Origin of the sequence: Caballeronia sp. ATUFL_F1_KS4A, assembly GCF_023630905.1 — a bacterium.
Taxonomy (GTDB): Bacteria; Pseudomonadota; Gammaproteobacteria; order Burkholderiales; family Burkholderiaceae; genus Caballeronia; species Caballeronia zhejiangensis.
Map to the genome: position 1 here is coordinate 20,097 of NZ_JALQEB010000029.1, position 23,638 is coordinate 43,734.

General features: G+C 63.8%; 24 protein-coding genes. 14 read left to right on the forward strand and 10 right to left on the reverse strand.

The window, feature by feature from the left end:
* Positions 1–28: 28 nt before the first annotated feature.
* Complete coding sequence (locus tag NCS03_RS15300) at positions 29–649, forward strand: DUF2968 domain-containing protein (RefSeq protein ID WP_250529356.1); 621 nt, start codon at positions 29–31, stop codon at positions 647–649.
* 390 nt (positions 650–1,039) lie between these two features.
* On the forward strand, positions 1,040–1,555 hold the full coding sequence (locus NCS03_RS15305; protein ID WP_160297400.1) for an OmpA family protein: 516 nt from the start codon (positions 1,040–1,042) through the stop codon (positions 1,553–1,555).
* A gap of 83 nt (positions 1,556–1,638) precedes the next feature.
* On the opposite strand, the gene NCS03_RS15310 is transcribed toward NCS03_RS15305, so the two are convergent.
* From NCS03_RS15310 to NCS03_RS15320, 3 genes are read right to left on the reverse strand one after another with little or no spacing between them, the layout of a single operon-like run.
* A complete protein-coding gene (locus NCS03_RS15310) occupies positions 1,639–2,154 on the reverse strand; it encodes a methylated-DNA--[protein]-cysteine S-methyltransferase (RefSeq protein WP_250502751.1) in 516 nt (171 codons plus the stop codon).
* Positions 2,155–2,192: 38 nt separating this feature from the next.
* The gene (locus NCS03_RS15315) at positions 2,193–2,420 is read right to left on the reverse strand and encodes a hypothetical protein (protein ID WP_008353874.1); all 228 of its coding nucleotides are present in this window, start codon (positions 2,418–2,420) and stop codon (positions 2,193–2,195) included.
* A 25-nt stretch (positions 2,421–2,445) separates the two neighbouring features.
* A complete protein-coding gene (locus NCS03_RS15320; RefSeq protein ID WP_008353873.1) occupies positions 2,446–3,204 on the reverse strand; it encodes a DNA/RNA non-specific endonuclease in 759 nt (252 codons plus the stop codon).
* A 179-nt stretch (positions 3,205–3,383) separates the two neighbouring features.
* Here NCS03_RS15320 and NCS03_RS15325 point away from each other — a divergent pair, with 179 nt between their 5' ends.
* Positions 3,384–4,376 carry an alpha/beta fold hydrolase gene (locus tag NCS03_RS15325; protein ID WP_235366205.1) on the forward strand — a complete coding sequence of 331 codons (993 nt, stop codon included), beginning with the start codon at positions 3,384–3,386 and terminating at the stop codon, positions 4,374–4,376.
* Between the two features lie 215 nt (positions 4,377–4,591).
* Here the strand turns inward: NCS03_RS15325 and NCS03_RS15330 are convergent, their stop codons facing one another.
* On the reverse strand, positions 4,592–5,884 hold the full coding sequence (locus NCS03_RS15330) for an MATE family efflux transporter (protein ID WP_250529488.1): 1,293 nt from the start codon (positions 5,882–5,884) through the stop codon (positions 4,592–4,594).
* Between the two features lie 150 nt (positions 5,885–6,034).
* Between NCS03_RS15330 and NCS03_RS15335 the strand changes: the two genes are divergently transcribed.
* Entirely contained in the window at positions 6,035–6,355 is a 321-nt protein-coding gene (locus NCS03_RS15335) for a YnfA family protein (RefSeq protein WP_008353867.1), read from the forward strand.
* Positions 6,356–6,361: 6 nt separating this feature from the next.
* On the opposite strand, the gene NCS03_RS15340 is transcribed toward NCS03_RS15335, so the two are convergent.
* Positions 6,362–7,384 carry a DUF2891 domain-containing protein gene (locus tag NCS03_RS15340; protein ID WP_250459999.1) on the reverse strand — a complete coding sequence of 341 codons (1,023 nt, stop codon included), beginning with the start codon at positions 7,382–7,384 and terminating at the stop codon, positions 6,362–6,364.
* 380 nt (positions 7,385–7,764) lie between these two features.
* Here NCS03_RS15340 and NCS03_RS15345 point away from each other — a divergent pair, with 380 nt between their 5' ends.
* A complete protein-coding gene (locus NCS03_RS15345; RefSeq protein ID WP_008353864.1) occupies positions 7,765–9,060 on the forward strand; it encodes an MFS family transporter in 1,296 nt (431 codons plus the stop codon).
* A 234-nt stretch (positions 9,061–9,294) separates the two neighbouring features.
* Positions 9,295–9,966, forward strand: coding sequence for a hypothetical protein (locus NCS03_RS15350; RefSeq protein ID WP_033536103.1), 672 nt, complete (start codon positions 9,295–9,297; stop codon positions 9,964–9,966).
* Between the two features lie 8 nt (positions 9,967–9,974).
* Here the strand turns inward: NCS03_RS15350 and NCS03_RS15355 are convergent, their stop codons facing one another.
* A complete protein-coding gene (locus NCS03_RS15355; RefSeq protein ID WP_008353861.1) occupies positions 9,975–10,136 on the reverse strand; it encodes a hypothetical protein in 162 nt (53 codons plus the stop codon).
* Positions 10,137–10,198: 62 nt separating this feature from the next.
* Positions 10,199–11,194, reverse strand: coding sequence for an AraC family transcriptional regulator (locus NCS03_RS15360; protein ID WP_404989953.1), 996 nt, complete (start codon positions 11,192–11,194; stop codon positions 10,199–10,201).
* Positions 11,195–11,407: 213 nt separating this feature from the next.
* Here NCS03_RS15360 and NCS03_RS15365 point away from each other — a divergent pair, with 213 nt between their 5' ends.
* The 4 genes from NCS03_RS15365 (at position 11,408) to NCS03_RS15380 (ending at position 16,208) form a co-directional block, all read left to right on the forward strand.
* Entirely contained in the window at positions 11,408–12,541 is a 1,134-nt protein-coding gene (locus tag NCS03_RS15365; RefSeq protein WP_250529489.1) for an acyl-CoA dehydrogenase family protein, read from the forward strand.
* 15 nt (positions 12,542–12,556) lie between these two features.
* Positions 12,557–14,263 (forward strand): AMP-binding protein, encoded by a 1,707-nt coding sequence (locus tag NCS03_RS15370; protein WP_250529357.1) that lies wholly within the window; start codon positions 12,557–12,559, stop codon positions 14,261–14,263.
* 8 nt (positions 14,264–14,271) lie between these two features.
* On the forward strand, positions 14,272–15,384 hold the full coding sequence (locus tag NCS03_RS15375) for an enoyl-CoA hydratase/isomerase family protein (protein WP_008353856.1): 1,113 nt from the start codon (positions 14,272–14,274) through the stop codon (positions 15,382–15,384).
* 113 nt (positions 15,385–15,497) lie between these two features.
* Complete coding sequence (locus NCS03_RS15380; protein ID WP_008353855.1) at positions 15,498–16,208, forward strand: hypothetical protein; 711 nt, start codon at positions 15,498–15,500, stop codon at positions 16,206–16,208.
* An 88-nt stretch (positions 16,209–16,296) separates the two neighbouring features.
* Here the strand turns inward: NCS03_RS15380 and NCS03_RS15385 are convergent, their stop codons facing one another.
* Together NCS03_RS15385 and ydiK are read right to left on the reverse strand one after the other, a co-directional pair.
* Complete coding sequence (locus tag NCS03_RS15385) at positions 16,297–16,839, reverse strand: DUF6572 domain-containing protein (RefSeq protein ID WP_008353854.1); 543 nt, start codon at positions 16,837–16,839, stop codon at positions 16,297–16,299.
* Positions 16,840–17,030: 191 nt separating this feature from the next.
* Complete coding sequence (ydiK, locus tag NCS03_RS15390) at positions 17,031–18,203, reverse strand: AI-2E family transporter YdiK (RefSeq protein ID WP_250435543.1); 1,173 nt, start codon at positions 18,201–18,203, stop codon at positions 17,031–17,033.
* Between the two features lie 342 nt (positions 18,204–18,545).
* Between ydiK and NCS03_RS15395 the strand changes: the two genes are divergently transcribed.
* From NCS03_RS15395 to NCS03_RS15405, 3 genes are read left to right on the forward strand one after another with little or no spacing between them, the layout of a single operon-like run.
* Positions 18,546–20,288, forward strand: a complete 1,743-nt coding sequence (locus NCS03_RS15395) for a pyrroloquinoline quinone-dependent dehydrogenase (RefSeq protein WP_250529358.1) — start codon at positions 18,546–18,548, stop codon at positions 20,286–20,288.
* Entirely contained in the window at positions 20,285–20,908 is a 624-nt protein-coding gene (locus tag NCS03_RS15400; protein ID WP_008353851.1) for a c-type cytochrome, read from the forward strand. The genes NCS03_RS15395 and NCS03_RS15400 overlap by 4 nt, the downstream gene beginning before the upstream one ends.
* A 3-nt stretch (positions 20,909–20,911) precedes the next feature.
* Positions 20,912–21,559, forward strand: a complete 648-nt coding sequence (locus NCS03_RS15405) for an ankyrin repeat domain-containing protein (RefSeq protein ID WP_250529359.1) — start codon at positions 20,912–20,914, stop codon at positions 21,557–21,559.
* Between the two features lie 73 nt (positions 21,560–21,632).
* On the opposite strand, the gene NCS03_RS15410 is transcribed toward NCS03_RS15405, so the two are convergent.
* Positions 21,633–22,547: a LysR family transcriptional regulator gene (locus NCS03_RS15410; protein ID WP_008353847.1), complete on the reverse strand. Its 915-nt coding sequence runs from the start codon at positions 22,545–22,547 to the stop codon at positions 21,633–21,635.
* A gap of 106 nt (positions 22,548–22,653) precedes the next feature.
* Here NCS03_RS15410 and NCS03_RS15415 point away from each other — a divergent pair, with 106 nt between their 5' ends.
* Positions 22,654–23,616 (forward strand): alpha/beta fold hydrolase, encoded by a 963-nt coding sequence (locus tag NCS03_RS15415; RefSeq protein WP_250529360.1) that lies wholly within the window; start codon positions 22,654–22,656, stop codon positions 23,614–23,616.
* Positions 23,617–23,638: the final 22 nt, after the last annotated feature.

The following is a 23,638-nucleotide window of genomic DNA, read 5'->3' on the forward strand; positions in this document are numbered from 1 at the left end:
ACGCGCGTTGCCATTACGGAAAATCGCAATGAAGCGCTGGGTAATTGCGGAAATCGTGCTGATTGCCGCCGGTTTGTCCGGTCCGTTGGCGCGGGCCGCTGATTCATCGCCGATGAGGCCCGAAGCGGCTATTGCGAGCAATGGCGATGTCGCGGAACTCGAGAATCTGCTTGCCGCCGGGAAAATCACGGCGTTACGCAGGACGTTGAATGGCAGTTATGGCGCGAGTCTCTCGTATTATCCCGACGAGATGATCTATTACGCCGCGCTGTTTCAGCAAAGCAATATCTGGCGCGTGTTCAAAACGCAAAATGACGCGCGGGCCGAAACGGTCTATGCGGATTTCGCCAAGACGTCGAACACGCTCGCCGATGCGGAAATAAGCGCATCAAGCTCGAAGCGGAGAAGGCATATGCGGACCGGCAGATCGCCGCCCAGCAGGCGCGCGCGAACCGGCTGCAAGCACAATCTCGATATTGCACGCGCGCAGCAAAATCAGGTGACGAGTTATCAAGTGGAGCAGCAGAATGCGATCCGCGAACTTCGCACGGAGCAGGCAGCGGCGCAGGCGCAACTTCGCGCGCTGCAGATCCGCGTGCAGGAGCTTCGGAAGCAATCCGACGGCGACGTTCCGGTCCCGCCCAAATAGGGGTTTCGATACGGGCGCCGCCGGCCTTGTATTTGGGAGTTGTCCGCTTAAATCGCACGAATTGTCACGCTACAATCGCGCAGCTTTCGGATTGCTTATCGAACGTTTGGCGCACCCGAAATCGATCCATCATTTTTCACGTCACCTTTGGGTTGTTCCCCGGCCCGGAATCGAGGTGCGCGCTCAGCGGCTCGCACTTTGAAATTGACTTGCATGACCACCAAGATGCTCACGAAAACCCTTGCTGTTAGTCTTATCGCCGCTGCCGTACTTGCGGGCTGTTCGTCCACGTCGGGACCGGCCTTCAATATCAGCGAAATTCAAACGTCGGATGGCCAGAAGGCTTTTCGCGCCGAATGTTACGGTCTGTTCGAAAACGGCAGCGCCTGCATGACCGCGGCTCAAAAGATGTGCGGCGATCAAAAGGTGAACGTGCTTCAGACGCTCGCCGGAACGAAGACGCCGAGCGATCCGCGCAACGTAATCTTCAACTGCGTGACGCCGCCCCAGCCGGTCGTTGCAACGCCGGAACCGGCGCCAGCGAAGGCCCCGGCTGTCGTGCCGCGCAAGATTTCGCTCGACGAAAAGACGAACTTCGCCTTCGACAGCGCCGCGTTGACGCCGAAGGCCAGGAGCATTCTGGATAAGCTCGTCGCCGACTCGAAGGGTGCGAATTTCGCGTCCGTCACGGTCGAGGGCTACACGGATTCGATGGGCCCGGATGCCTACAACCTCGGTCTGTCCCAGCGTCGCGCGCAGGCCGTGCTCGACTACCTGAAGGGACATGGCCTGAGCGCCGAGAACTTCGCGATGAAGGGTTTCGGCAAGGCCAATCCGATTGCGTCGAACGCAACGAGCGTCGGGCGTGCGGAAAATCGTCGTGTGGAAGTGATGCTTACGCCGTAATTCATCATCGGACGATGTCGAAAAAACCCCCGCGAACCGATGGTTCGCGGGGGTTTTTGTTTTGTCGCCGACTGTGCGCTGCTTCAGAAGAGCGCGAGTTGTTCGCGCCCCGGGCCGCCCTCCAGCGTGAGCAAATGGCGTTTGCGTTCGACGCCGCCCGCATAGCCGGTCAATTCCCCGTCGACGCCGATCACGCGATGACACGGCACGATGATCGCGACCGGATTGCGTCCGTTCGCGCCGCCGACGGCCCGCGATGCGCCCGCGGGCAAGCCGAGCCGGCGCGCGAGATCGCTGTACGTCCACGCGTCGCCGAAAGGGATCTGGCAAAGCGCGTCCCAGACTTGTCGCTGAAAGGGTGTTCCGCGAAACTGCACCGCAATCGAAAACTTCCGACGCGTACCCGCGAAGTATTCGCCGACCTGCTCGCGCGCATCGGCAATCACGCGGGATCTCGGCGCTGTCTCCGACAGCGTCGGCGCGTGCAGACTATCGGGAAAATACTTCTGTCCGATGAAGAAGAGACCCGTCAGACATTCGTCTTCGGCGCGATACAAAATGTGCCCGAGCGGGCTCGGGCCGACATGGCATTCGATCACTTCGATTCTCCGCGCGGCTGTCTTCGGCGACGGCCGCTTCAGATGAACGGATTATCGGCGGTGCCTGACGGCGCATCCGGCTCGTCGGGCAGCTTCGCGGGCAGCGACGCATCGCTTTGCAACGCTTCGACGATCGCACCGATCGCCTTCTGAAGCGCCAGCGCGTTCGCGAGTCCGGCCTTGTCGCGGGCGATCGTCAAATTGCCGCTGATCGTGAGGCGCTTCACGCCGTTCTCGATGTTGATCGCGTCGCCCGCGATGTTCATCACATCCGTATCGTTTGCAAATGGCTTAAACACCGCGCAATCCTCCAATTCGCTTGTCCTTCAGTCCGTCCGGGATGCCGGGAAACGCGAGTCCGCTCATCGCTTCCAGTTCGTGCACGGTTTTCATCGTGTACGTGTTCGTCGGCGTATTTTCGATCACGACCGCGAACGCGATCTGACGCTGCGGCAAATAGACTACTTTATACAGTTGCGTGGGCACGAACACGCGCGATTCGCCGATCGTCTGCAACTGACGTCCCGAGAAGAGCGGCCCGGTGACGACATACGCTTCGCCCGATTCCTCCGTGAGCCTGCGCACCGCTTGCTCGATGCGCGACCAGATGCGCCGGTTGTTCGACGGATCCTGCGGGACGATGTTCGCGAGCGAGAACGATTCGGCCATGCCTTTCTTGCTTGCGCGATCGCCCGCGGGACTCATGTGGCCGCGGTCGTAACCGCTCCTCTTGTAGTCGGACAGTTGCGCGGCCTCGTCGGGCGGCAGACGTTTGTCGACGAAGAAGCGATTCGTGCGCGTGTTGTTCTTCGCCTGGTCGACACTGCTCGCGGTCAGATGTTCCGCCGACCACAGCGGCCCTTTCGTGATGCCGGAGTGCAGCAGCGCGAAGTCGGAATAGCAGACTTCCTGCGTCGACGCGCGCATCTTCGAATTGACGACGACCGGCGCGCGGCCGTTCGGGCTGAACTGCGGACAGTCGCTCGCGGATGCGCTGATGCACGCGAATGCGAGGAGCGCGGCGGCGAATGCCTTGATGCGGCGTTGCATGCTTGGAATCATCCTGACGACGATCGGGGTCGCAAAGTATAAGCGCTGAATACAGCATACGGGCGCGTGCGAAATTCAGCCGCGCTAGAATGCGTCGGCCGACGTCATCTTCAGATCAAAAAATGAAACCAGCGCGCAGCAAGCCGTCCGTCCTTCGATCCTTGATGTTGTGTCTCGCGATGTCCTTCGCTTTACAAGCACATGCCGACGAAGCCACGCAAGCGGCCGGCAATGACGGCCCCGCATACGGCCCCGAGTTGCAGGGCTTCGACTATCCGTATCCGGTCGCGCGCTTCGCGCTTACGTCGCAGCGCCAGGTCGTGCGCATGGCGTATATGGATGTGCATCCGGCGCATCCGAATGGACGCACCGCGGTACTTCTGCACGGCAAGAATTTTTGTTCGGCGACGTGGAAGCAGACGATCCAGACCTTGAGCGATGCGGGCTATCGCGTGATCGCGCCGGATCAGATCGGCTTTTGCAAATCGACGAAGCCCGCGCGCTATCAATACAGTTTCCAGCAACTTGCCCGCAACACGCATGCGCTGCTGACCGCGCTCGGCGTGTCGAAGGCGACGCTCATCGCGCATTCGACGGGCGGCATGCTCGCGGTGCGCTACGCGCTCATGTATCCGCGCGAGACGGAGCAGCTCGTGCTCGTGAATCCGATCGGGCTCGAAGACTGGAAGGCGAAGGGCGTGCCGTCGATTTCCATCGACGACTGGTATGCGCGCGAGCTCAAGACGAGCGCCGACGGCATCCGCCGCTATGAGACGAGCACGTACTACTCGGGCCAGTGGCGCGACGACTACGAACCGTGGGTGCAGATGCTGGCGGGCATGTATCGCGGACCGGGCAAGGACATCGTCGCGTGGAACTCGGCGTTGCTGTACGACATGATTTACACGCAGCCTGTCGTCTACGAATTCGATCAGTTGAAGACGCCGACGCTATTGCTTATCGGCGACAAGGATACGACCGCGATCGGCAAGGACTTCGCGCCGCCGGAGATTCGGCCGATGCTCGGGCGATATCCGGATCTCGCGAAGCTGGCGAAGGAGCGTATCGAAGGCGCGAAGCTGGTCGAGTTTCCGGAGCTTGGGCACGCGCCGCAGATGCAGGATCCGGCCGCGTTTCATAAGGCGCTGCTGGAGGGGCTGGCGGGGCAATAGCTTCGATTCGCTCGCAAAGTTTCGTTGGCTGTTCTGCATTGCGATTTCGCTCAACGTGACCATGATGGTGCCACGCCGACGCAGGGCGGCCATTATCTGGCGCACGTTATTGCAGGTCTTCTCTTGTCGATGCTGACTGTGCCGACCTCCAAGAAAATCGTTGGACGAAGCGAGGGCAGACTTGCCATCCGCGCAGAAACCCGACGCACCATACCTCACCTTCCCAAAGTCGCACACGAAGCCCGCTCGATCGCCGGCACCTGAATCGCCAACGTAATACCTCTCGCCACCATGAAAACAGTGAGCGCCAGCCACAGCCCGTGATTCCCGAGCGATCCCGCGAGCGCCCACGCAGCAAGCAGAAAGGCAGCAAGCGAGACCGCCATCGCCTTCATCAACTCGCGCGTGCGCGTCGCGCCGATGAACACGCCGTCGAGCTGAAAGCCCGCGACCGACGCGAGCGGCAGAACCGACGCCCACGGCAGATAGCGCACCGCCGCCGCCTTCACGACCGCCTGATCCGTGAGCTTGCCGATGATCCATTCGCCGCTAAACCAGAAGACGATGGAAAAGCCCGCCGCGCCGATTGCCGACCAGAACATCGTCACCTTCACGGCCTGACGGAACGCGTACCGGTCGCGCGCGCCCGCCGCCGCGCCGACGAGCGCTTCGGCCGCGTGCGCGAAGCCGTCGAGACCGAAGGACATGAAGGTCTGGAAGTTCAGCAGGACGGCGTTCGCGGCGAGGATCGCATCCCCCTGACGCGCGCCGAGATGCGCGAACCAGCCATACGAACCCAGCAGGCAGATCGTGCGGATGAAGATGTCGCGGTTGATCGCGACGACCCGCCTCAACGCGTGCGCGTCGAAGAGCGAGCGCGGGACGAGCGGCGCGAGACCGCGCGGACGCAGATGCCAAAGAATCGCGAGTCCGAGCGCAAAGCCGCAGAAATCCGCGAACGCCGTTGCCGCGCCGATGCCCGCGATGCCCCAATCGAAGCGATACACGAAAAGCAGCACCGCGATGATGTTCACCAGATTGATGAAGATCTGCGTGACGAGCGCGAGCCTCACGCGCTGGCAGCCGAGCAGATAACCCAACACGACGTAATTGCCGAGCGCGAACGGCGCGGCCCAGATGCGCGCGTGACAGTACGCGCTCGCGGTGTCCTGCACGGCGGCGCTGCCGCCCAGCGCGACGAGCGCGTAACGAATGATCGGCACTTGCAGCACCAGCACCGCCGCGCCGATCGCGAGTCCGAGCAGCAACGCGCGCAGCACGCTCTTGCGCAAGGCGTCGTCGTCACGCGCGCCGAACGCCTGCGCCACGAGTCCCGTCGTACCCATGCGCAGAAAGCCGAAGCCCCAGAACACGAAGCTGAAGACGAGCCCGCCGAGCGCGACGCCGCCGAGATACTGCGGCCCGTCGAGATGCCCGGCGACAGCCGTGTCGACGGCGCCGAGAATCGGCTGCGTGAGATTCGCGAGAACGATGGGAAAGGCCAGCATCAGCACGCGCTTGTGCCAGTGCACGGGCAACGCGGCGGCATCGGTTGAATCGGTCTGCAAGGTCGGCGGCCTGAAGTTTCGAGCAAGGGCGTCATTGTCCGCAGCGGACGCGGACCACGCAACGTCTCGCGAACGCCGATAATGCGCCTCATGAAAACGTTCGCGCTCTATGTCGTCACCGCCATCGCCGAGATCGCCGGCTGCTATTTCCCTCATCGATGGCTCAAGGAGGGCGGCTCGCCGTGGCTCGTCGTGCCCGGCGCGCTGTCGCTCGCGCTGTTCGCGTGGCTGCTCACGCTGCACGCCGCGGCGGCGGGGCGCGTCTACGCGGCGTATGGCGGCGTGTATATCGGCGTGGCGATTGCGTGGCTATGGGCCGTCGAGCGCATCCGGCCGACGGCGTGGGATGTCGCGGGCGCGGCGATCGCGCTCATCGGCATGGGCGTGATCGCGTTCCAGCCGCGCGTCTAGAACCGCTCAGGCTTCCAGCGCCAGCAGCGCGAACGTCGCGAGCCAGTGCTCGCCCATGTAATCGCCCGCGACATGCGCAATGCCCGACGCCAGATGTTCGTGCGCCGCCGTCTCGAGCACGGCGATACGCGCATCGCCCGCCGGCAGCGCGCGTGCGATCGTGCGCTGACACCACGCGCGCGAGAGGTTCAGGCCGTCGAGATGCGCGAGCTTGCCGTCGCTGCGATCGGTGACGGTGGCCGGCGCGAAGAGCGTCGCGGGTTCTCGCTCGGCGATGCGCGGCAGAAACCGGTCGAACCAGCGGACGAAGCGCTCGCCCGGCAGCACATGACGCATCAGCACGGCTTCCATCAGCGACGGCGACAGGAACTCGTCGCCCGCCGGTTCCCACGCCTGACAGCCTTCGTCCTTCTCGAACCAGCGCAGGGCGGTTTCCTTCAGCAGATGCTCAAAATCGGCGTTCTGCGCGACGCGCGCGTAACCGATCGAAAGCGTCAAGGCGAACGCCATGTTGAAGTGCGTGCCGACGCGAAGCGGATACGTCGATTTCGGCAGGAATTCGTCGAAGCGTGCGACGAATGCGTCCGCGAGCGGCTGGAGCGTGCGGGCCCAGCGCGCGCCGTCATCGGAACGCATCGAGCGCAGCTGGCCTGCGAGCGCGAGCAGCCACGCCCAGCCATAAGGCCGCTCGAAGCCGCGCGCGGCGGGACGCTGCAGATAAGCGACTTCAGCGGCGACGTTAGCCTCGGTGACATGCTCGTCGATCACGGCGCGAATGCGCGGCGCGTCCGGCAGATCCGGAAAGCGGTCGATCAGCCGAGCGATCAGCCAGTAACCGTGCACGCACGAATGCCAGTCGAAGCTGCCGTAGAAAATCGGATGCAGCGCGCGCGGGCTTTGCACGTCGGCAACGCTTGCCATGACGTGATCGAGCTTGTTGGGATATTCGCGCGTCAGGTGGCCGAGCGCGACTTGCGCGAATGTCGACGCGAGCGCGGCGTCGAGAATGATCGGTTGATGCTGACTCATGCAGTCCTCGTCGATGTGAATCGTGATCCCGAGACTTTATCGATAAATAATCGTCAAAATCTTTAATCAGGGTAATTACCTAGTACGAACGATCGAGGCAAAGACGATTTATGTCGAAAGCGTTGAACGATGCCGTCGCAAGGGCGGCAAATGCTTTTGCGGCAAGCCTGAGCGGTTGGGGCGGTCATCGGTGAACGCGATGCGGGCGCGTCCTTGCGCGAATTTTCCTACTCCGTCCGGCCGTGTTGCGCGCGCCACGATCGCGCGCCGGTTGCGAAACCGCGTATAAACTTGCGCCCGAACGCCGCCAAGAGCGCCCGGATCGGGGATGAAACCCCGACATACGCCATCCAGACAGTGACCAAGAGATCAGAAACAACATGACCGACCTTCCCGCTTACACCGCAGAGGACACCCGGCGCCGCGTTTTCGCCATCGTCGGCGCCTCGTCGGGCAACCTCGTCGAATGGTTCGACTTCTATATCTATTCGTTCCTCGCGCTGTACTTTTCGGCGGCGTTCTTTCCCGGCGGCAATCCGACGGTTCAGTTGCTGAACACGGCGGGCGTGTTCGCGGCGGGCTTCCTGATGCGCCCGATCGGCGGGTGGCTCTTCGGCCGCATCGCCGACAAGCACGGCCGCCGCAACGCGATGATGATCTCCGTCCTGATGATGTGCGGCGGCTCGCTCGTCATCACCTTCCTGCCGACGTACGCGTCGATCGGCGCGTGGGCGCCGTTCCTGCTGCTGATCGCGCGCCTGTTCCAGGGCTTGTCGGTGGGCGGCGAATACGGCACCAGCGCGACGTACATGAGTGAAGTCGCGCTGCGCGGCCGGCGCGGCTTCTTCGCGTCGTTCCAGTACGTGACGCTGATCGGCGGCCAGCTCGCCGCGCTGCTCGTGCTCGTGATCCTGCAACTGTTCCTGTCGACGGAAGAGCTGAAGGCGTGGGGCTGGCGCATTCCGTTTTTCATCGGCGCGTGCGCGGCGCTGATCTCGCTGTACCTGCGCCGTTCGCTCGACGAAACGTCGACCGCCGAGACGCGCGATCGCAAGGAAGCGGGCACGCTCGCCGGCCTGATGCAGCACAAGGCCGCGTTCATGACAGTCGTCGGCTTCACGGCGGGCGGCTCGCTCATCTTCTACACGTTCACGACCTACATGCAGAAGTATCTGGTCAACACGGCGGGCATGCACGCGAAGACCGCCAGCAACGTGATGACCGCCGCGCTCTTCGTCTACATGCTGCTGCAGCCGCTGTTCGGCGCGCTGTCGGACCGCATTGGCCGCCGCGCCTCGATGCTTTGCTTCGGCGCGCTCGCGACCATTTGCACGGTGCCGCTGCTGCACGCGCTCTCCACGGTGACGAGCCCGGTCATGGCGTTCGTGCTGGTCGTGATCGCGCTCGCGATCGTGAGCTTCTACACGTCGATCAGCGGTCTCATCAAGGCGGAAATGTTCCCGCCGGAAGTGCGCGCGCTGGGCGTCGGCCTGTCGTACGCGGTCGCCAACGCGGTGTTCGGCGGCTCGGCGGAGTATGTGGCGCTGTGGCTGAAATCGGCGGGCAGCGAATCGACGTTCTTCTGGTATGTCACGGCGATGTGCGCCATTTCGCTCATCGTCTCCTGGCGCATGCTGGATCCGAGCAAGGAAGGGTATCTGCGCAACGAACCGTAAGCCGGCCGGCGGCGTGCGCGTCGTGTCGCACGCCCGCATCGGCGCGGACGCCGTTGTCCGCCCGGCTTGCCGATGAAGGTAGTATGGTGTTTTATGCGGTATGTAGACGACGCACCGGCCACGGTGCACGATGTTGATCGGAAAGCGCGGGAACCGGATACGCATGCGCGCAGCGCCGCCGCGCGCAAATCCGATGTGCACGTTCGGGCGCGTCGGACTGCCTGGAGCCTGTTCATGGAAGATTTCGACGAAACGCTGTTCATAGTCTGGCGAGCCAACCTCAATGTCCTGGTCGGCTCGCCGGGCGGCGCTGGCCGCCTCGCGCGCATGATGAACTTCTCGCCGACGTTCATGAAGCTGATCGTCGGCGGTCAGCGCGATTTCAACGAGGAATTCGTACGCGGCATCGAGCTCGTGACCGGCCTGCCGCCGCACTGGATGGACGAGCGCCGCACGCTGGACGAGATTCCGCCCGACGTCCTGCGCGCGATCGACGAGGAAACGCCGATGGCCGTGTTCCGCGGCACGGCCCATCCCGCGCCGAAGCGTTCCGTGTTGCGCGGCCCGGAACCGCTGCTTTCCCAGACCGAAGCGACGCGCCGTGTCGCCGATCAGGCCCAGCAACAGGCCGAAGCCAACCGCCGCGATCTGGTTTTTCGGAAGAATCGCGAGCTGCTGTCGCAGGACTTACGCCGCCTGGAGCGCCAGCTCGGCTTGCTGCAGGTCGAATCGATGCAGCCGAAGGTCGATGAACTCATCGCGTCCGATCGCATGAGCGAGTCGGCGAAGGCCGATCTGACCGGGCGTCTCGAACAGATCGACAAGCACGTCAAGCTGTTACATCAGCACGTCGAGAAGCTCGTGGTGCTGCTCTCGAGTCCGGATGAGCCCGACTCGGGCGAATAACCGAACGACTACTTGTTTTTCCGGTCTTCAGGCGATTCCGGCTCCGGATGCACCGCGATCGGATCGCTTGCGGGGAAGGTCTCTTCCAGCGCCTCGTCGAGCAAATCCTCTTCGGTTTCCTTCTTCGGTTGTTCCTGCTTCGAACGTTCATCCCGGCTGGCTTTGGTCATGGTGCGCTCCAAGGTGCGAAATCATGGACGATTCAATATAGCAGCCTCGATGTTCGCGCGCTTCAGCTCTCCCGCCGGTAATCCGCGGGGCGCACGCCCGTCCACTTCCTGAATGCGCGCCGGAACGCGCTCGGTTCCGCGAAGCCGAGCGCATCGGCGATTTGCGGAATCGTCTCCTGCGTATGCGCAAGACGCGCGATGGCCAGATCGCGCCGCAATGCGTCCTTGATCGTCTGATAGGTCAGCCCTTCCTGCTTCAGACGCCGCCGCAGCGTGGCTTCGGCCATATGCAGCGCGGCCGCGATGCTTTCGGCTTCCGGCCAGTCCGTCGGCGCGGTTTGCCGAAGACGCGTCCGGATGCGCGCCGCGAGCGAATCCGGATTGCGATACTTCACGATGAAATTCGCCGGCGCATCGCGCAGGAAGCGCTTGAGCGTGGCGGACGTCTGCACGATCGGCAGCGCCGCGCATTCGGCCGACAGGTCGACGAACGAGCGCGTCGCGTCGAAACGCAGGTCGTTGCAGAACATGAGGCGATATTCGTCGCTGTCGGCGGGCTCGGGGCAGCGCATGTGCGCCGCGAGCACCGGAATGCGCCGCCCGACCAGCCAGCACAAGAGCCCATACACGAGGATGAAGCCCGTCGCGTAGGCGAACATCGACTTCGGTCCGGCTTTGTCGGCGAGCCAGATTCGCACGCGCTTGTCGTCGATGTCCGGCTCGAAGCTCAGATCGTCGAGCACGAGCCGCATGAAAGTCGCGATGCGCCCGAGCGCCTGCGCGCCGTCGCGCGAGGAAAGCGCCGCGTGGCATAGCAGCACGAAGCTGCCGCGCCGCATCGGATGGGCGTCCTGGCCGAAGAACTCGTCGTCGAGCGCGTCGGCGGTGGCGTTCCACAGCTTGCCGTACTGGACCGGCGACACCCGCGCGCGCGGCGAATCGAGCGTCGCCGGCGCGATGCCCGCCGCGGCCAGCAAATGCCCGCGCGCGACGCCGCGCGATTCGGCGCATCGCAATGCGGCTTCGACGAGGCTCACGGAAATCGAGTCGCGCTCGATCTTTTTTTTGGTACTTGGGGTTGTCACTAGGTGGCCAAAGCGCTCAGTTAGCGTGATCGTTTTGGGCATCGGCTAACGTTAGGCGATTGCCTAGACTCGTGCTCAGACGGCCCAGCCGTCCATCATCGACCGGGCGAGCGGCGGCCAGAAAGTTTAAACGATCGATGCGGCGAGCCTCGCCGCGCAAGCCCCCATCACCGAATTCAGAACATGATCGACGCATTTCTCACCGAAGAGCAGCGCATGATCCGCGACGCGGCTCGCCAGTTCGCAACCGAAGCGCTCGCGCCGAACGCGGGCCAGTGGGACAAGGACGGCGCGATCCCCGACGCAGTCGTGCGGCAACTGGGCGAACTCGGCCTGCTCGGGATGATCGTGCCCGCCGAACTCGGCGGCACCTTCAGCGACTACACCGCCTACGCACTCGCGATGGAAGAGATCGCCGCCGGCTGCGCGTCCTGCGCGACGATGATGAGCGTGCACAACTCGGTCGGCTGCGGGCCGATCCTCGCGTACGGCACCGACGCGCAGAAGGCCGAATGGCTGCCGAAGCTCGCGAGCGGCGAGGTTATCGGCGCGTTCTGCCTGACGGAGCCGCAGGCGGGCTCCGAAGCGAACAACCTGCGCGTGCGCGCCGTCGAGAAAGACGGCAAGTGGGTCATTTCGGGCAGCAAGCAGTTCGTGACCAACGGCAAGCGCGCGGGCGTGGCGATCGTTTTCGCCGTGACCGATCCCGATCAGGGCAAGCGCGGCCTCTCCGCGTTCGTCGTGCCGACGGACACGCCCGGCTTCAACGTCGGCGCGCCGGAGCACAAGCTCGGCATCCGCGCGTCGGATACGTGTCCGATCAACTTCGACGATTGCGCGATTCCCGCCGCGAATCTGCTCGGCAAGCGCGGCGAGGGCTTGAAGATCGCGCTGTCGAATCTGGAAGGCGGGCGCATCGGCATTGCGGCGCAGGCGCTCGGCATCGCGCGCGCGGCATTCGATGCGGCGCGCGCCTATGCGAAGGAGCGCGTGCAGTTCGGCAAGCCGATTCAGGAACATCAGTCGGTGGCCAACATGCTCGCCGACATGCAAACGCAGATCAACGCCGCGCGCCTCTTGATTCATCACGCGGCGCGCATGCGTACCGAAGGCGTGCCGTGTCTGTCGGAGGCGTCGCAGGCGAAGCTGTATGCGTCGGAAATGGCGGAGCGCGTGTGTTCGGACGCGATCCAGATTCACGGCGGATACGGCTATCTGCAGGATTATCCGGTGGAGCGTCATTATCGCGATGCACGCATCACGCAGATTTACGAAGGCACCAGCGAAGTGCAGCGGATGGTGATCGCGCGCAACGTATAAATCTTTGGAGACGCAATGAACGAAGCCCAGGCATTCATCGAAGCACGAGACTTCCTGTTTGCTCATCGCACGGACTACGACACCGCGTATCGCGACTTCAGATGGCCGTCGCTCGATCGCTTCAACTGGGCGCTCGATTATTTCGATCCGATGGCGCGCGGCAACGACGCGCCCGCGTTGCAGATCGTCGGCGAAAGCGGCGACGAGACACGGCTTTCGTTTGCGCAGATGAGCGAGCGTTCCGCGCGCGTCGCGAATCATTTGCGGGGGCTGAACGTGAAACGCGGCGAGCGCATTCTGCTGATGCTGCCGAATCGCGTCGAGCTATGGGACACGATGCTCGCCGCGATGAAGCTCGGCGCGATCGTCCTGCCCGCGACGACGCAGCTTGCGAGCGCGGATTTGCGCGACCGCATCGCGCTAGGCGGCGTGCAGCACGTCATCGTCGATGCAGCCGAAACGAGGAAATTCGATGTCATCGACGTACCGGGCTTGCGCATCGCGGTGGGCGGCGCGCAGGACGGCTGGCTCGCGTATGAAGCCGCGTACGACGCATCGGCGGAATTCGCCAAGGACGGCGAAACGTCCGCGAACGATCCGTATCTGCTGTACTTCACGTCCGGCACGACGTCGAAGCCGAAGCTCGTCGCGCATACGCATCAGAGTTATCCGGTCGGGCATCTCTCGACGATGTACTGGATCGGCCTGCAACCCGGCGACGTCCACTGGAACATCAGCTCGCCCGGCTGGGCGAAACACGCGTGGAGCTGCTTCTTCGCGCCGTGGAACGCGCAGGCGTGCGTGTTCATCTACAACTTCAGCCGTTTCGACGCCGCCCGCGCGCTCGATGTGCTCGTGAAGCACGAAGTCACGACGCTGTGCGCGCCGCCGACCGTGTGGCGCATGCTCGTGCAGGAGCCACTCGCGTCGTACGAGGTGAAGCTGCGCGAGATCGTCGGGGCGGGCGAGCCGCTGAATCCGGAGATCATCGAGCGCGTGCAGCATGCGTGGGGATTGCCGATCCGCGACGGCTACGGCCAGACCGAAACCACCGCGCAGATTGCCAACACGCCGGGCCAGCGGCTCGTGCCGGGCTCGATGGGCCGTCCGCTGCCGGGTTATCGCGTGGCCTTGCTCGATCCGGATGGCAATCCTGCCGAAGAAGGCGAAATCGCGCTCGCGCTCGATCCGCCGCCGCTCGGCCTGATGACCGGTTACGCCGATAACCCCAAGGCCACCGAAAACGCGATGCGAGGCGGCTTCTATCGCACATCCGATGTCGCCGCGCGTGGCGCGGACGGCTACTTCGTCTACGTCGGCCGCGCGGATGACGTGTTCAAGTCGTCGGATTACCGCTTGAGCCCGTTCGAGCTGGAAAGCGTGCTGATCGAGCACGAAGCGATCGCCGAGGCGGCTGTCGTGCCGAGTCCCGATCCGCTGCGTCTTTCGGTGCCGAAGGCGTTCGTCACGCTGCGTCACGGCTATTCGATCGGACCCGAACTCGCGAAAAGCGTGTTCGCGTTCTCGCGCGAACGGCTCGCGCCGTACAAGCGCATCCGCCGGCTCGAATTCGCGGAATTGCCGAAGACCATCTCCGGCAAGATTCGCCGCGTCGATTTGCGCCGGCAGGAAATCGCGCGCACGCAGGACGGCGCGCGCGGCGAGTTCGAGTTCTGGGAGGAAGATTTCCCGGAGCTGCGCCAGACCAGCAAGGCCGACTAAAGGAATTCATGAGCACGCTTGAACTTTCACGCGACGCGCCCGAAGTCGCCTTCGAGGTCGTGAACCGCGTGGCGATCGTCACGCTCGACCGTCCGCATGCCTTGAACGCGCTCTCGCACGGCATGATCGCGCATCTCGCCGAACGTTTCGCGCAATGCGCCGCGGACGATTCGATCGCCGCGGTCGTCTTGCGCGGCGCGGGAGAGAAGGCGTTTTGCGCGGGCGGCGACGTGCGCAAGCTCTATCACGCGGCGCGCAACGATCCGCATCACGAGACGCCGTGGCTCAAGTTTTTCATCGATGAATATCGGCTCGATTTCACGGTGCATCGCTTTGCGAAGCCGGTTATCGCGCTCATGGACGGCATCGTGATGGGCGGCGGCATGGGCCTCGCGCAAGGCGCGGCGTTGCGCATCGCGACCGAGCGCACGCGCATGGCGATGCCGGAGACGCGCATCGGCCTGTTGCCCGATGTCGGCGCGACGCATTTCCTGCGCGTGCTGCCGCGCGACCTCGCGCTTTACGTCGGGTTGACGGGCGCGCGTCTGTCGGGCGCGGATGCGCGGCGTGTCGGTCTCGCGGACGAATGCGTGCCGTCGACGTGGCTGCGCAGTTTCGTCGAGCGTCTCGAAGCTATCCGCTGGGACGATGCGCAGGACACGATGACGCAACTGGCGCGCGTGTTCGTGCCGAGCGCGAATATCGAACGGCACGCGCCGCTCGACGATATGCGCGCGCAAATCAAACGCCATTTCGCCGTGTGCGCGACGGGCGGCGTGGAACGCATCGTCGCATCGCTCGCAACGGATGAATCCGACTGGGCGCGCGCGACGCTCGCGCTGCTCGAAAGCCATTCGCCGACGATGCTCGAAGTCACGTATCACGCGCTTTTGCGTGGCCGTCAGATGTCGCTCGCGGACTGCTTTCGCATGGAACTCGGCGTCGTGTACCGCGCGATCGATGACGGCGATTTCGTCGAAGGCGTGCGGGCGCTCATCATCGACAAGGACGAGCGGCCGCGTTTCGCGCCGACGACGCTCGCGCAAGTGCGCGCCGAGCGCGTGCAGCACTTCCTGTCATCGCCGTGGCGCAGGGAAATGCATCCGCTCGCCGATCTGTAGGCGGGACCTCTCGACGGAATTCGCAAGCAAATGTTTCTGCAGCGAACCGTCCAGATGACCGATGGTCGAATCGGGCTTATCGAACATCGGACAATTCTGAGGAGGAACCGAACATGGCGAACCGTACGTATCGAACGGCGCTTCTTTCGGCTGGGATCGCATTTGCGGTAATCGCGCCGGGGGCATCGTACGCACAACTCAATCTTCAACAGTTCGGCTTCGGCAGCGGCAAGTCCGACGTGACGTCGGGCGCGAACGGCGCGACGCAGCCTTCGGCGCTGAATTCGCTTCTGCAAAGCTATGTCGGCGCGAACCAGCAAGTGCTGACGGGGCAGTCGACCCTCGCCTCGGCGATGGGCATGTCGAGCGTCGCGAGCCAGGCGCAATCGGCGGCGGGGTTGCTCTCCGGCGCATCGGGCGGGAACGCCGTTCCGAGCACGAGCGTATTGTCGCAACTCGGCGGCACGCAGCAGAGCGTGTCCCAATCGCTGATGCAGGCATTCACGAACGGCTCCGCGACGCCGCCGACAGCCGCCAGCAAGAAGACCTTCAGCGACGGCCTCGCGTCGCTCGGGCAGGGCGTGAAGCAGTACGCCGGCCTGCAATCGAATCTCGGCTCGGTGACGAATTCGATGAACATGTCGTCGCTGCTGGAGGCGGGTTCGAATCCGTCGACCGTGCAGGCGGCGAGCTATGTGGCGCAATCGGCGCCGGGGCAGTTGCAGTCGCTCATGCAGACGCTCTCGCAAGCGGTGCAGTACGCGAAGACCAATGGCATTTCGGTGCCGTCGATCGCGACAGCGGCGCTGAGCGGCGCGCAGTAACGCGATGTGAAGCGGCGATCACGCGCGCAAAGGAAAAGCGGCGGGGCTCATGCGAGCCACGCCGCTTTTTTCGATCGCGGGAGTTGGTTCAGTAGCTTGCCGCCTGACGCATCGCGAGACGCCTGAGCAGGGGCAGCGCCTGCGGCAGGCCCGATTTGGGCATCGAGGGCGGAAGATACGAAACGTCGGCGACGTCGGCGAGTTGCTGCATGCGCGGGTCGGGATCGAGCACTTCCAGCGCGGGCGGCTCGACCGGTTCGGCTGCGACGCGCTCCGGTTTATCGACGGAAATGCCGAGCGAATGACGCACGTCGACGCCACGGATATGCACCTTGTAACCCGCGTCGGTCACGACGCGTTCGCGCGATTTCCAGAATTCGAGTCCCGACGGCGTCATGGGATGCATCGACACGTATTCGACCACGATCTCATAGCCGCGAACTTTCGGATAATTCAACAGCAATTTGCCTGAACGAATATAACGGATGTAGCGGTCGATCTTCTTTGTGAGCAAATCCTGATGCTTCTCTTCATCGCGCCAGTCCAGATCGTCGAAGAGCCCGACATATACGCGCTTGAAGAGAATATTCACTCCGATGTAATCGATGTCGTCCACGTCACGCAAAGACATGGTCAATCCCCTGCGCCCTCAATCGGGCAAATAACGAAGGATTGCATTGTAACGGATATGCATCGCCCAAAAACCGTGAAACACCGTGTTAACCGGCACAAAATCTCATTTTCGTAAGAGTCCGAATTCTCGATTTAAGCGCATTCCGATTGTCGATAAAAAATGCGACAAATCGAGAATATCTTTATCAATTAACCCTGTCTTCCCGATGTATCCGCGAGACCCCGCGTCGACGGGGTGTTCGCGATTTCCTCGTTACTCATCGCTTCGACTTGCGGCAGCGGCGGTTGCTCGTTGATCCACGCGTTCAGAATCGTCGACGTCACGGCGAGAATCACCGGACCGATGAACAATCCGACTATTCCGAATGCGAACATGCCGCCGAGCACGCCGGAGAGAATCAGCAGCATCGAGAGATTCACGCCGCGCTTGATGAGAATGGGGCGCAGGAAGTTATCGAGCATCGCGATCATGATCGACCACACGAGCAGCATCGAAGCGACGACGGTCGATCCGTTCCAGAAGAGCCATGCAACGCCGCCGAGCAGCGGCAGGAGCGGGCCGATCTGCGCGAGGCACAGCATCAGCATGACCGCGGTGATGATGCCCGCGGCGGGCACGCCCGCAACCGCAAGCCCGATGCCGCCGAGCGCCGATTGCGTGACCGCCGTCACGACGATGCCGAGCGCGACCGCGCGGATCGCGAGGCCGGCGAGCTTGACGGCTTCGGCGCCGCGCTGCGCGGCGATGCGCGTCGCGAAGCGCGTGACGAAGCGGCCGGCCGCCTCGCCGTTGGTGTACAGAATGCCGGAGATGATGACGGTGATCACCATGTGCATGACGAACACGCCGACCACGGCCGCATGCGAAAGCATCCAGCGCGCGACGATCGTCACGTAGGGTTCGAGCTTCGCGAGCAGGCCGCCGGGGCCGGCGTCGGAGAGCATCTGCCATTCCTTCGATACGCGCGCGCCGACGAGCGGCACGTCATGGATCCAGCCCGGCGGCGGCGGCAGCGCGTAGCTCGGCAGACTCTTGACGGCGGCCATGATCTCGCCGCCGTGCTCCGCGAGCGTCGAGATCGCCGAATAGAGCGGCAGCACGATGACGACCAGCAGCATCAGCAGCATGACGGTGGTCGCGATCCAGCGGCGATTGCCGCAGCGGCGCTGCACGGCGAGCATGAGCGGCCAGGTCGCGACGACGATCGTCGTCGCCCAGATGAGTCCCGGCAGGAACGGGCGCAGCACGTAGAGACTGCCGACCGTGAGCGCGGTCAGGATCGTGATGACGAGCAGAATGCGCGCGATGTCCACCGGCTGGCGGGGATTCGGATTCGGCTGTCCGTTGGATAGGATGGGCATGATGCGTCCGGATAAAGGTGATGATCGAAGCGGCGCCCGCGCAGAGGCCACGCGCGTGACGAGGATGAACGAGCGATAAGCGAAAGCCGGCGATCCGGCAAGCCGCTCCCGGCATCGACGGGCGCAATCATAACGGCACGCCAATCCATACTACTAAAAATCGGCGCCCGTCTTCCCCTGAAATACCCTTCGTGCAGCGCGTGCCGAAACGAACGCGCGCCTTTAACGAAATCTGGAAATGCATTTTTAAATTGCCTATTCTTTTTTGCGGGCGCAGAAGAGGGCACGCAATGTTCCGCCGCGCATAACGAGGCCCACACAAGAACGATTTGGGAGACTGACATGGCCGGTTTTTCCCGTACCTCGCTCGTTGCGCTCATTGTTGCCGTCGGTGCTTTCGGGATCGTGACATCGCCCGGAATCGAAGCCGCCGACGAAATCCAGAACGCCAACACGACGCAAGCCTCGCCAGTCCCGAGCTCGCTGCGATCCATCTCGCAGCAGCAGCTCGACGGCGCCGCGGGCGACAGCGCGTCGTGGCTGCATTCGAACGGATCGTATGCCGAAACGCGCTACGCGCCCGCGACGCAGATCAACACGTCGAACGTCGCCAAGCTCAAACCGGCGTTCATCTTCCAGACCGCCGTGATGGAGTCGATGGAAACCGCGCCGATCGTCTCGAACGGTGTGATGTTCCTGACCACGTCCTACAACCACGTCTACGCGATCGACGCGGTCACGGGCAAGGAGTTCTGGCATTACAAGCACAAGATGGGTCCGGTCACGACGTTCTGCTGCGGTCCGAACAATCGCGGCGTGGCGATCTCGGGCGACCGGCTCTTCATGGGCACGCTCGATTCGAAGCTCGTCGCGCTCGATGCGAAGACCGGCAACGTGCTCTGGTCGACGCAGATCGCCGATCCCGAAGAAGGCTATTCGGAGACGATGGCGCCCGTCGTCGTCGAAGACAAGGTGCTGATCGGCACGAACGGCGGCGAGTACGGCATACGCGGCTTCGTGAAGGCGTTCGACGCGAACTCCGGCCAGTTGCTGTGGACGTTCTACACGATTCCCGATACCGGCAGCGAAGGCGTCTGGGCCGAGAACGACGCCGTCGGCCGCAACATGAAGCGCGACATCGCGGCGGAAAAGAAGACGCTCGCGGAGAGGGGCGGCGACTTCAACAAGACGCTCGGCGGCGGCGTGTGGATGGCGCCCGCGATCGATCGCAAGACGCGCACGGTGTACTTCGTGGTCGGCAATCCGTCGCCGGACCTCTACGGCGCGATTCGTCCCGGCGACAATCTCTATACCGATTCGCTCGTCGCCGTCGATCTCGACAGCGGCAAGTACAAGTGGCACTTCCAGTACATCGCGCACGACGTATGGGATCTCGACGCGGCGAGCCCGCCGATTCTCATCGACGTGAAGGACAAGAACGGGCAGATGATTCCGGGCATCATCCACGGCGGCAAGACGGGCTTCGTCTATGTGCACGATCGCCGCGACGGCAAGCTGATTCGCGTCTCCGAAGCGATGATTCCGCAGGAAGGCGTGTGGACACTGCCGACGCCCACCGGCGCGCGGATGCTGCCGGGCGCGAACGGCGGCGTCGAATGGTCGCCGATGGCCTTCAGCCCGAAGACGCGCATGGCGTATGCGGCGAACCTGCATCAGCCGATGACGTATCAGGTCGAGGAAGTCGCGTACCCCGGCGGCAAGCTGTGGCTCGGCGGCGCGTTCAAGGTGATTCCTTCCGAGCAGCAATGGGGCAGGCTCGTTGCGGTGAACGTCGATACCGGCAAGATCGCGTGGGGCTTCAAGACGGATCAGCCGTTGATCGGCGGCGTACTCGCGACGGCGGGCGGGCTCGTCTTCAACGGCGAAGGCAACGGCCTGTTCCGCGCCTTCGACGCCGCCACCGGCCGCAAGCTCTGGGAGTTCCAGTGCGGCGCGGGGGTCAACGCGCCGGCGGTGTCGTACATGGTGAACGGCAAGCAGTACATCGCGGTCGCGGCGGGCGGCAACACGCAGCTCGACTTCAAGCGCGGCAACAGCCTGCTCGTGTTCGCGCTGCCTCGATGATGACGCCTTCGAAGCGATCGAAACGCGTGCGTGTCTGGCTCGTCTACGCGCTGTGGCTCGTCGCGTGTCTGCTGTTGTCGCTGCCGTCGCTCTCGCGCGCCGCGGACGCGCAGACGGCTGCCGCGACGAAGGCCGCCATCTGCACATCGTGCCACGGCATCAACGGCAATTCGACGACGGGCGATTATCCGTCGCTCGCGGGGCAAACGTCGCGCTACATTTATCTGCAATTGCGCGACTTCAAGGCGGGCCGCCGCAGCGATCCGCGGATGTCGCCGATGGCCGCGAATCTCACGCCCGACGACATGCACCTGCTCGCCGATTACTTCGCCGCGCAAAAGCCCATCGCCGCCGATTTCAAGGCGGACCCGGTGAAAGTGGAAGCGGGCAGGAAGAAGTCCGAAGAGATTCTGTGCACGATGTGCCATCTCGGCGGCTTCTCCGGGCAGAACGAGATCCCGCGCGTGGCGGGACAGCAGTATCCGTACATCGTGAAGCAGTTGCAGGACTTCCGCGACCGGAAGCGCACCAACGACGCGGGCAACATGACGAGCGTGTCGAAGAATCTGACCGACGCCGACATCGAGAATCTGGCGAACTACATCGCGAATCTGCAATGACGCATGACAAAACGCCTACGCTTGCTGACCATTTTCCTGTCGATGACATGCGCGATCGCTTACGCGCAACAGGACGCCTACACGCTCAACGAACGCCTGCTTTCCGCGACGCGCGAAGGCGATCAGGCGTCCGTCGCGCGCTTGCTCGATGAAGGCGCGGCGATCGATTCGCGCAATCGCATCGGCGACACGCCGCTCATCAGCGCGTGCAAGAAGGGCCTCGCGCCGATGGCGCGCATGCTGATCGAGCGCGGCGCGAACGTCAGCCAGGCCAACGTGCAGGGCATCACGCCGCTGATGGCCGCGGCCTTCGTCGGCAACGACGAAATCGCCGCGCTGTTGATCGCGCGTCACGCGGATGTCGCCGCGACGGATCGCGTCGGCAAGACGGCGATCGAATACGCGGCGGGGCAGGGGCGCACGGCGATCGTGCAGCGTCTGCTCGATGCCGGTGTCGATGTGAACGCGGCGTATCGCAATCATCTGACCGCGCTGATGTGGGCGGCAGGCTACGATCGCGACGAAACCGCGTCGATGTTGCTCGCGCGCGGCGCGAAACGCGATCTGCGCGACGATCGCGGCCTGACAGCGATGGACATCGCCGAGCAGACGCATTCGATGCGCGTCGTCGAGTTGCTGTCGAAGGGTTAATCGGCCGGGGAGCGTTGCGCGCCGACGCGCTGCAAATCGCTGGCCTCGGCCGTTTCGCGAACACGCGGCCGCGTCACGCGAACGCGTCGATGCCATCGACGAGACGTTGCGCGAGACGCGGTTGCCGCAACTGCTCGATCCACCATTGCAGCGCGCGGCCTTCGTGATCGCCGCGCCAGCCCACATACAACACGTTCGGCTCGCGCGGATCGGCGGTTTCCTTTTCGACGAGTTCGCCGCGCGCAAACAACGCCTGCACGCGATACCGCGGCACCCAGCCCGTGCCCAGGCCTTGCCGCTGGGCGAGAATTTTTGCGCGCATCGTCGGCACGGCGAGCGCGGCCTGACCGCCGAGCACGCCGTAAGCGCGGCCCGCCGAACGCGACGAATCCGCGACGACAACCGCACGATGCGCCGCGATCTGCTCGCGCTTGAGCGGCCCGCTGACGCTCGCGAGCGGATGACGCGGCGACACGGCGAACACCCACTGCATCACGCCGAGCTCGAACCAGCGCAGACCGGGAATCGCGGGCGGCTCGTTGGTCGCGCCGACGATCAGATCCGCGCGGCCGTCGCGCAACGCTTCCCAGGTGCCGGAGAGCACTTCGTGCGTGATGCGCAGCGCCACGCCGGAACCGAGCGCATCGAACGCCTGCACGACCGGCAGCAGCGTCTCGAATTCGAGGATTTCATCGCAGACGAGCCACAGCCGGTCTTCCCAGCCGCTCGCGACCTGCTTCACGCGCTGCGTGAGCCGCGACACGTCGAGCATCAGGCGCGAGGCTTCATCGGCGAGAAGATGTCCGGCGGGCGTCAGTTGCAGCCGATAACGCCGCCGGTCGAAGAGCAGCGCGTCGAAACGCGTTTCCAGTTGCCGCGCCGCGTGCGACACGGTGGACGGCGCCTTGCCGAGCCGCGCCGCCGCGCGCGACAAGCTGCCGGTTTCACGAATCGCATCGAGCAGCGAGAGTTCTTCCTCTGACAACATGTTCGACTCCATCGAACGAGTTCATCGTCCGGATCGTACGGCAAAAGCGCGGCGGGGGTCCAACCTGAGCGTCATCGGATAACCGAACCTTCGATGGAGCTGAACGATGAAAACCCTCCTACACACGATCCGCCGCGCGGTTGGCGTGCTTGTCGCCGCCGCTGCGCTGCAACCGTCCGCGTATGCCACGAACGCGCCGCGCCCGCCGCAACCGGTCGCCGCCGCGAGCGCGATCCACTCCCGCACGATCGATGCGAACGGCGTCGAACTGCACTATTTGCAAGTTGGACACGGCGACGCGACGCCCGTCGTCCTCCTGCATGGCTACACGGAAACGAGCCGCATGTGGCAACCGCTGATGACGCGTCTTGGCGGTGAGCGCGTCGTAATCGCGCCGGATCTGCCGGGCGCGGGCGGCTCGGCGATGCCCTCTTCCGGCTACGACAAGAAGACGCTCGCGCAAGACATTCACGCGATGGTGCAAGCGCTGGGCTATCGCAAGGTGAAGCTGGTCGGGCATGACATCGGGCTGATGGTCGCGTATGCGTACGCCGCGCAATATCCCGACGAAGTCGAAAGCATCGTGCTGATGGACGCGTTTCTGCCGGGCGTCGGCGACTGGCAGAAAGTCTGGCTGTTGCGCGATAAATGGCACTTCAATTTCTACGGCGACACGCCCGAAAAGCTGGTCCGCGGACGCGAGCGCGTTTTCTTCGAGCACTTCTGGAACGACTTCGCCGCCGATCCCGCGCATTCGGTGAGCGAAGCCGATCGCCGCTATTATTCGGCGCAATACGCGCGCAACGGCCGCATGCGCGCGGGTTTCGAATACTTTCATGCGTTCCCGCAAGACGCGGACGATTTTGCCGCGTTCGCGAAGACGCCGCTTCCGATGCGGATGCTCGTCCTCACCGGCGAGCGCGCGTCGGGCACGTTTCTGATCGATCAGGCGAAGCTCGTCGCGACGAACGTGCAAGGCGTGGTCGTGCCGGGCGCGGGCCACTGGCTGATGGAAGAAGCGCCGGACGCGACGATGGCGCAACTCGTGCGCTTCATCGAACAAGACTGATTGATATGAATGCCGTGGCGCG

Excerpts from the sequence above, each read along its gene's own strand:
- NCS03_RS15300 (WP_250529356.1), top strand. The coding sequence starts at position 29 with ATGAAGCGCTGGGTAATTGCGGAAATCGTGCTGATTGCCGCCGGTTTG.
- NCS03_RS15305 (WP_160297400.1), top strand. The coding sequence starts at position 1,040 with ATGACCGCGGCTCAAAAGATGTGCGGCGATCAAAAGGTGAACGTGCTT.
- NCS03_RS15315 (WP_008353874.1), bottom strand. The coding sequence starts at position 2,420 with ATGAACATCGCGGGCGACGCGATCAACATCGAGAACGGCGTGAAGCGC.
- NCS03_RS15320 (WP_008353873.1), bottom strand. The coding sequence starts at position 3,204 with ATGCAACGCCGCATCAAGGCATTCGCCGCCGCGCTCCTCGCATTCGCG.
- NCS03_RS15325 (WP_235366205.1), top strand. The coding sequence starts at position 3,384 with ATGTCCTTCGCTTTACAAGCACATGCCGACGAAGCCACGCAAGCGGCC.
- NCS03_RS15330 (WP_250529488.1), bottom strand. The coding sequence starts at position 5,884 with ATGCTGGCCTTTCCCATCGTTCTCGCGAATCTCACGCAGCCGATTCTC.
- NCS03_RS15335 (WP_008353867.1), top strand. The coding sequence starts at position 6,035 with ATGAAAACGTTCGCGCTCTATGTCGTCACCGCCATCGCCGAGATCGCC.
- NCS03_RS15340 (WP_250459999.1), bottom strand. The coding sequence starts at position 7,384 with ATGAGTCAGCATCAACCGATCATTCTCGACGCCGCGCTCGCGTCGACA.
- NCS03_RS15345 (WP_008353864.1), top strand. The coding sequence starts at position 7,765 with ATGACCGACCTTCCCGCTTACACCGCAGAGGACACCCGGCGCCGCGTT.
- NCS03_RS15350 (WP_033536103.1), top strand. The coding sequence starts at position 9,295 with ATGGAAGATTTCGACGAAACGCTGTTCATAGTCTGGCGAGCCAACCTC.
- NCS03_RS15355 (WP_008353861.1), bottom strand. The coding sequence starts at position 10,136 with ATGACCAAAGCCAGCCGGGATGAACGTTCGAAGCAGGAACAACCGAAG.
- NCS03_RS15370 (WP_250529357.1), top strand. The coding sequence starts at position 12,557 with ATGAACGAAGCCCAGGCATTCATCGAAGCACGAGACTTCCTGTTTGCT.
- NCS03_RS15375 (WP_008353856.1), top strand. The coding sequence starts at position 14,272 with ATGAGCACGCTTGAACTTTCACGCGACGCGCCCGAAGTCGCCTTCGAG.
- NCS03_RS15380 (WP_008353855.1), top strand. The coding sequence starts at position 15,498 with ATGGCGAACCGTACGTATCGAACGGCGCTTCTTTCGGCTGGGATCGCA.
- NCS03_RS15385 (WP_008353854.1), bottom strand. The coding sequence starts at position 16,839 with ATGTCTTTGCGTGACGTGGACGACATCGATTACATCGGAGTGAATATT.
- ydiK (WP_250435543.1), bottom strand. The coding sequence starts at position 18,203 with ATGCCCATCCTATCCAACGGACAGCCGAATCCGAATCCCCGCCAGCCG.
- NCS03_RS15395 (WP_250529358.1), top strand. The coding sequence starts at position 18,546 with ATGGCCGGTTTTTCCCGTACCTCGCTCGTTGCGCTCATTGTTGCCGTC.
- NCS03_RS15400 (WP_008353851.1), top strand. The coding sequence starts at position 20,285 with ATGATGACGCCTTCGAAGCGATCGAAACGCGTGCGTGTCTGGCTCGTC.
- NCS03_RS15405 (WP_250529359.1), top strand. The coding sequence starts at position 20,912 with ATGACAAAACGCCTACGCTTGCTGACCATTTTCCTGTCGATGACATGC.
- NCS03_RS15410 (WP_008353847.1), bottom strand. The coding sequence starts at position 22,547 with ATGTTGTCAGAGGAAGAACTCTCGCTGCTCGATGCGATTCGTGAAACC.
- NCS03_RS15415 (WP_250529360.1), top strand. The coding sequence starts at position 22,654 with ATGAAAACCCTCCTACACACGATCCGCCGCGCGGTTGGCGTGCTTGTC.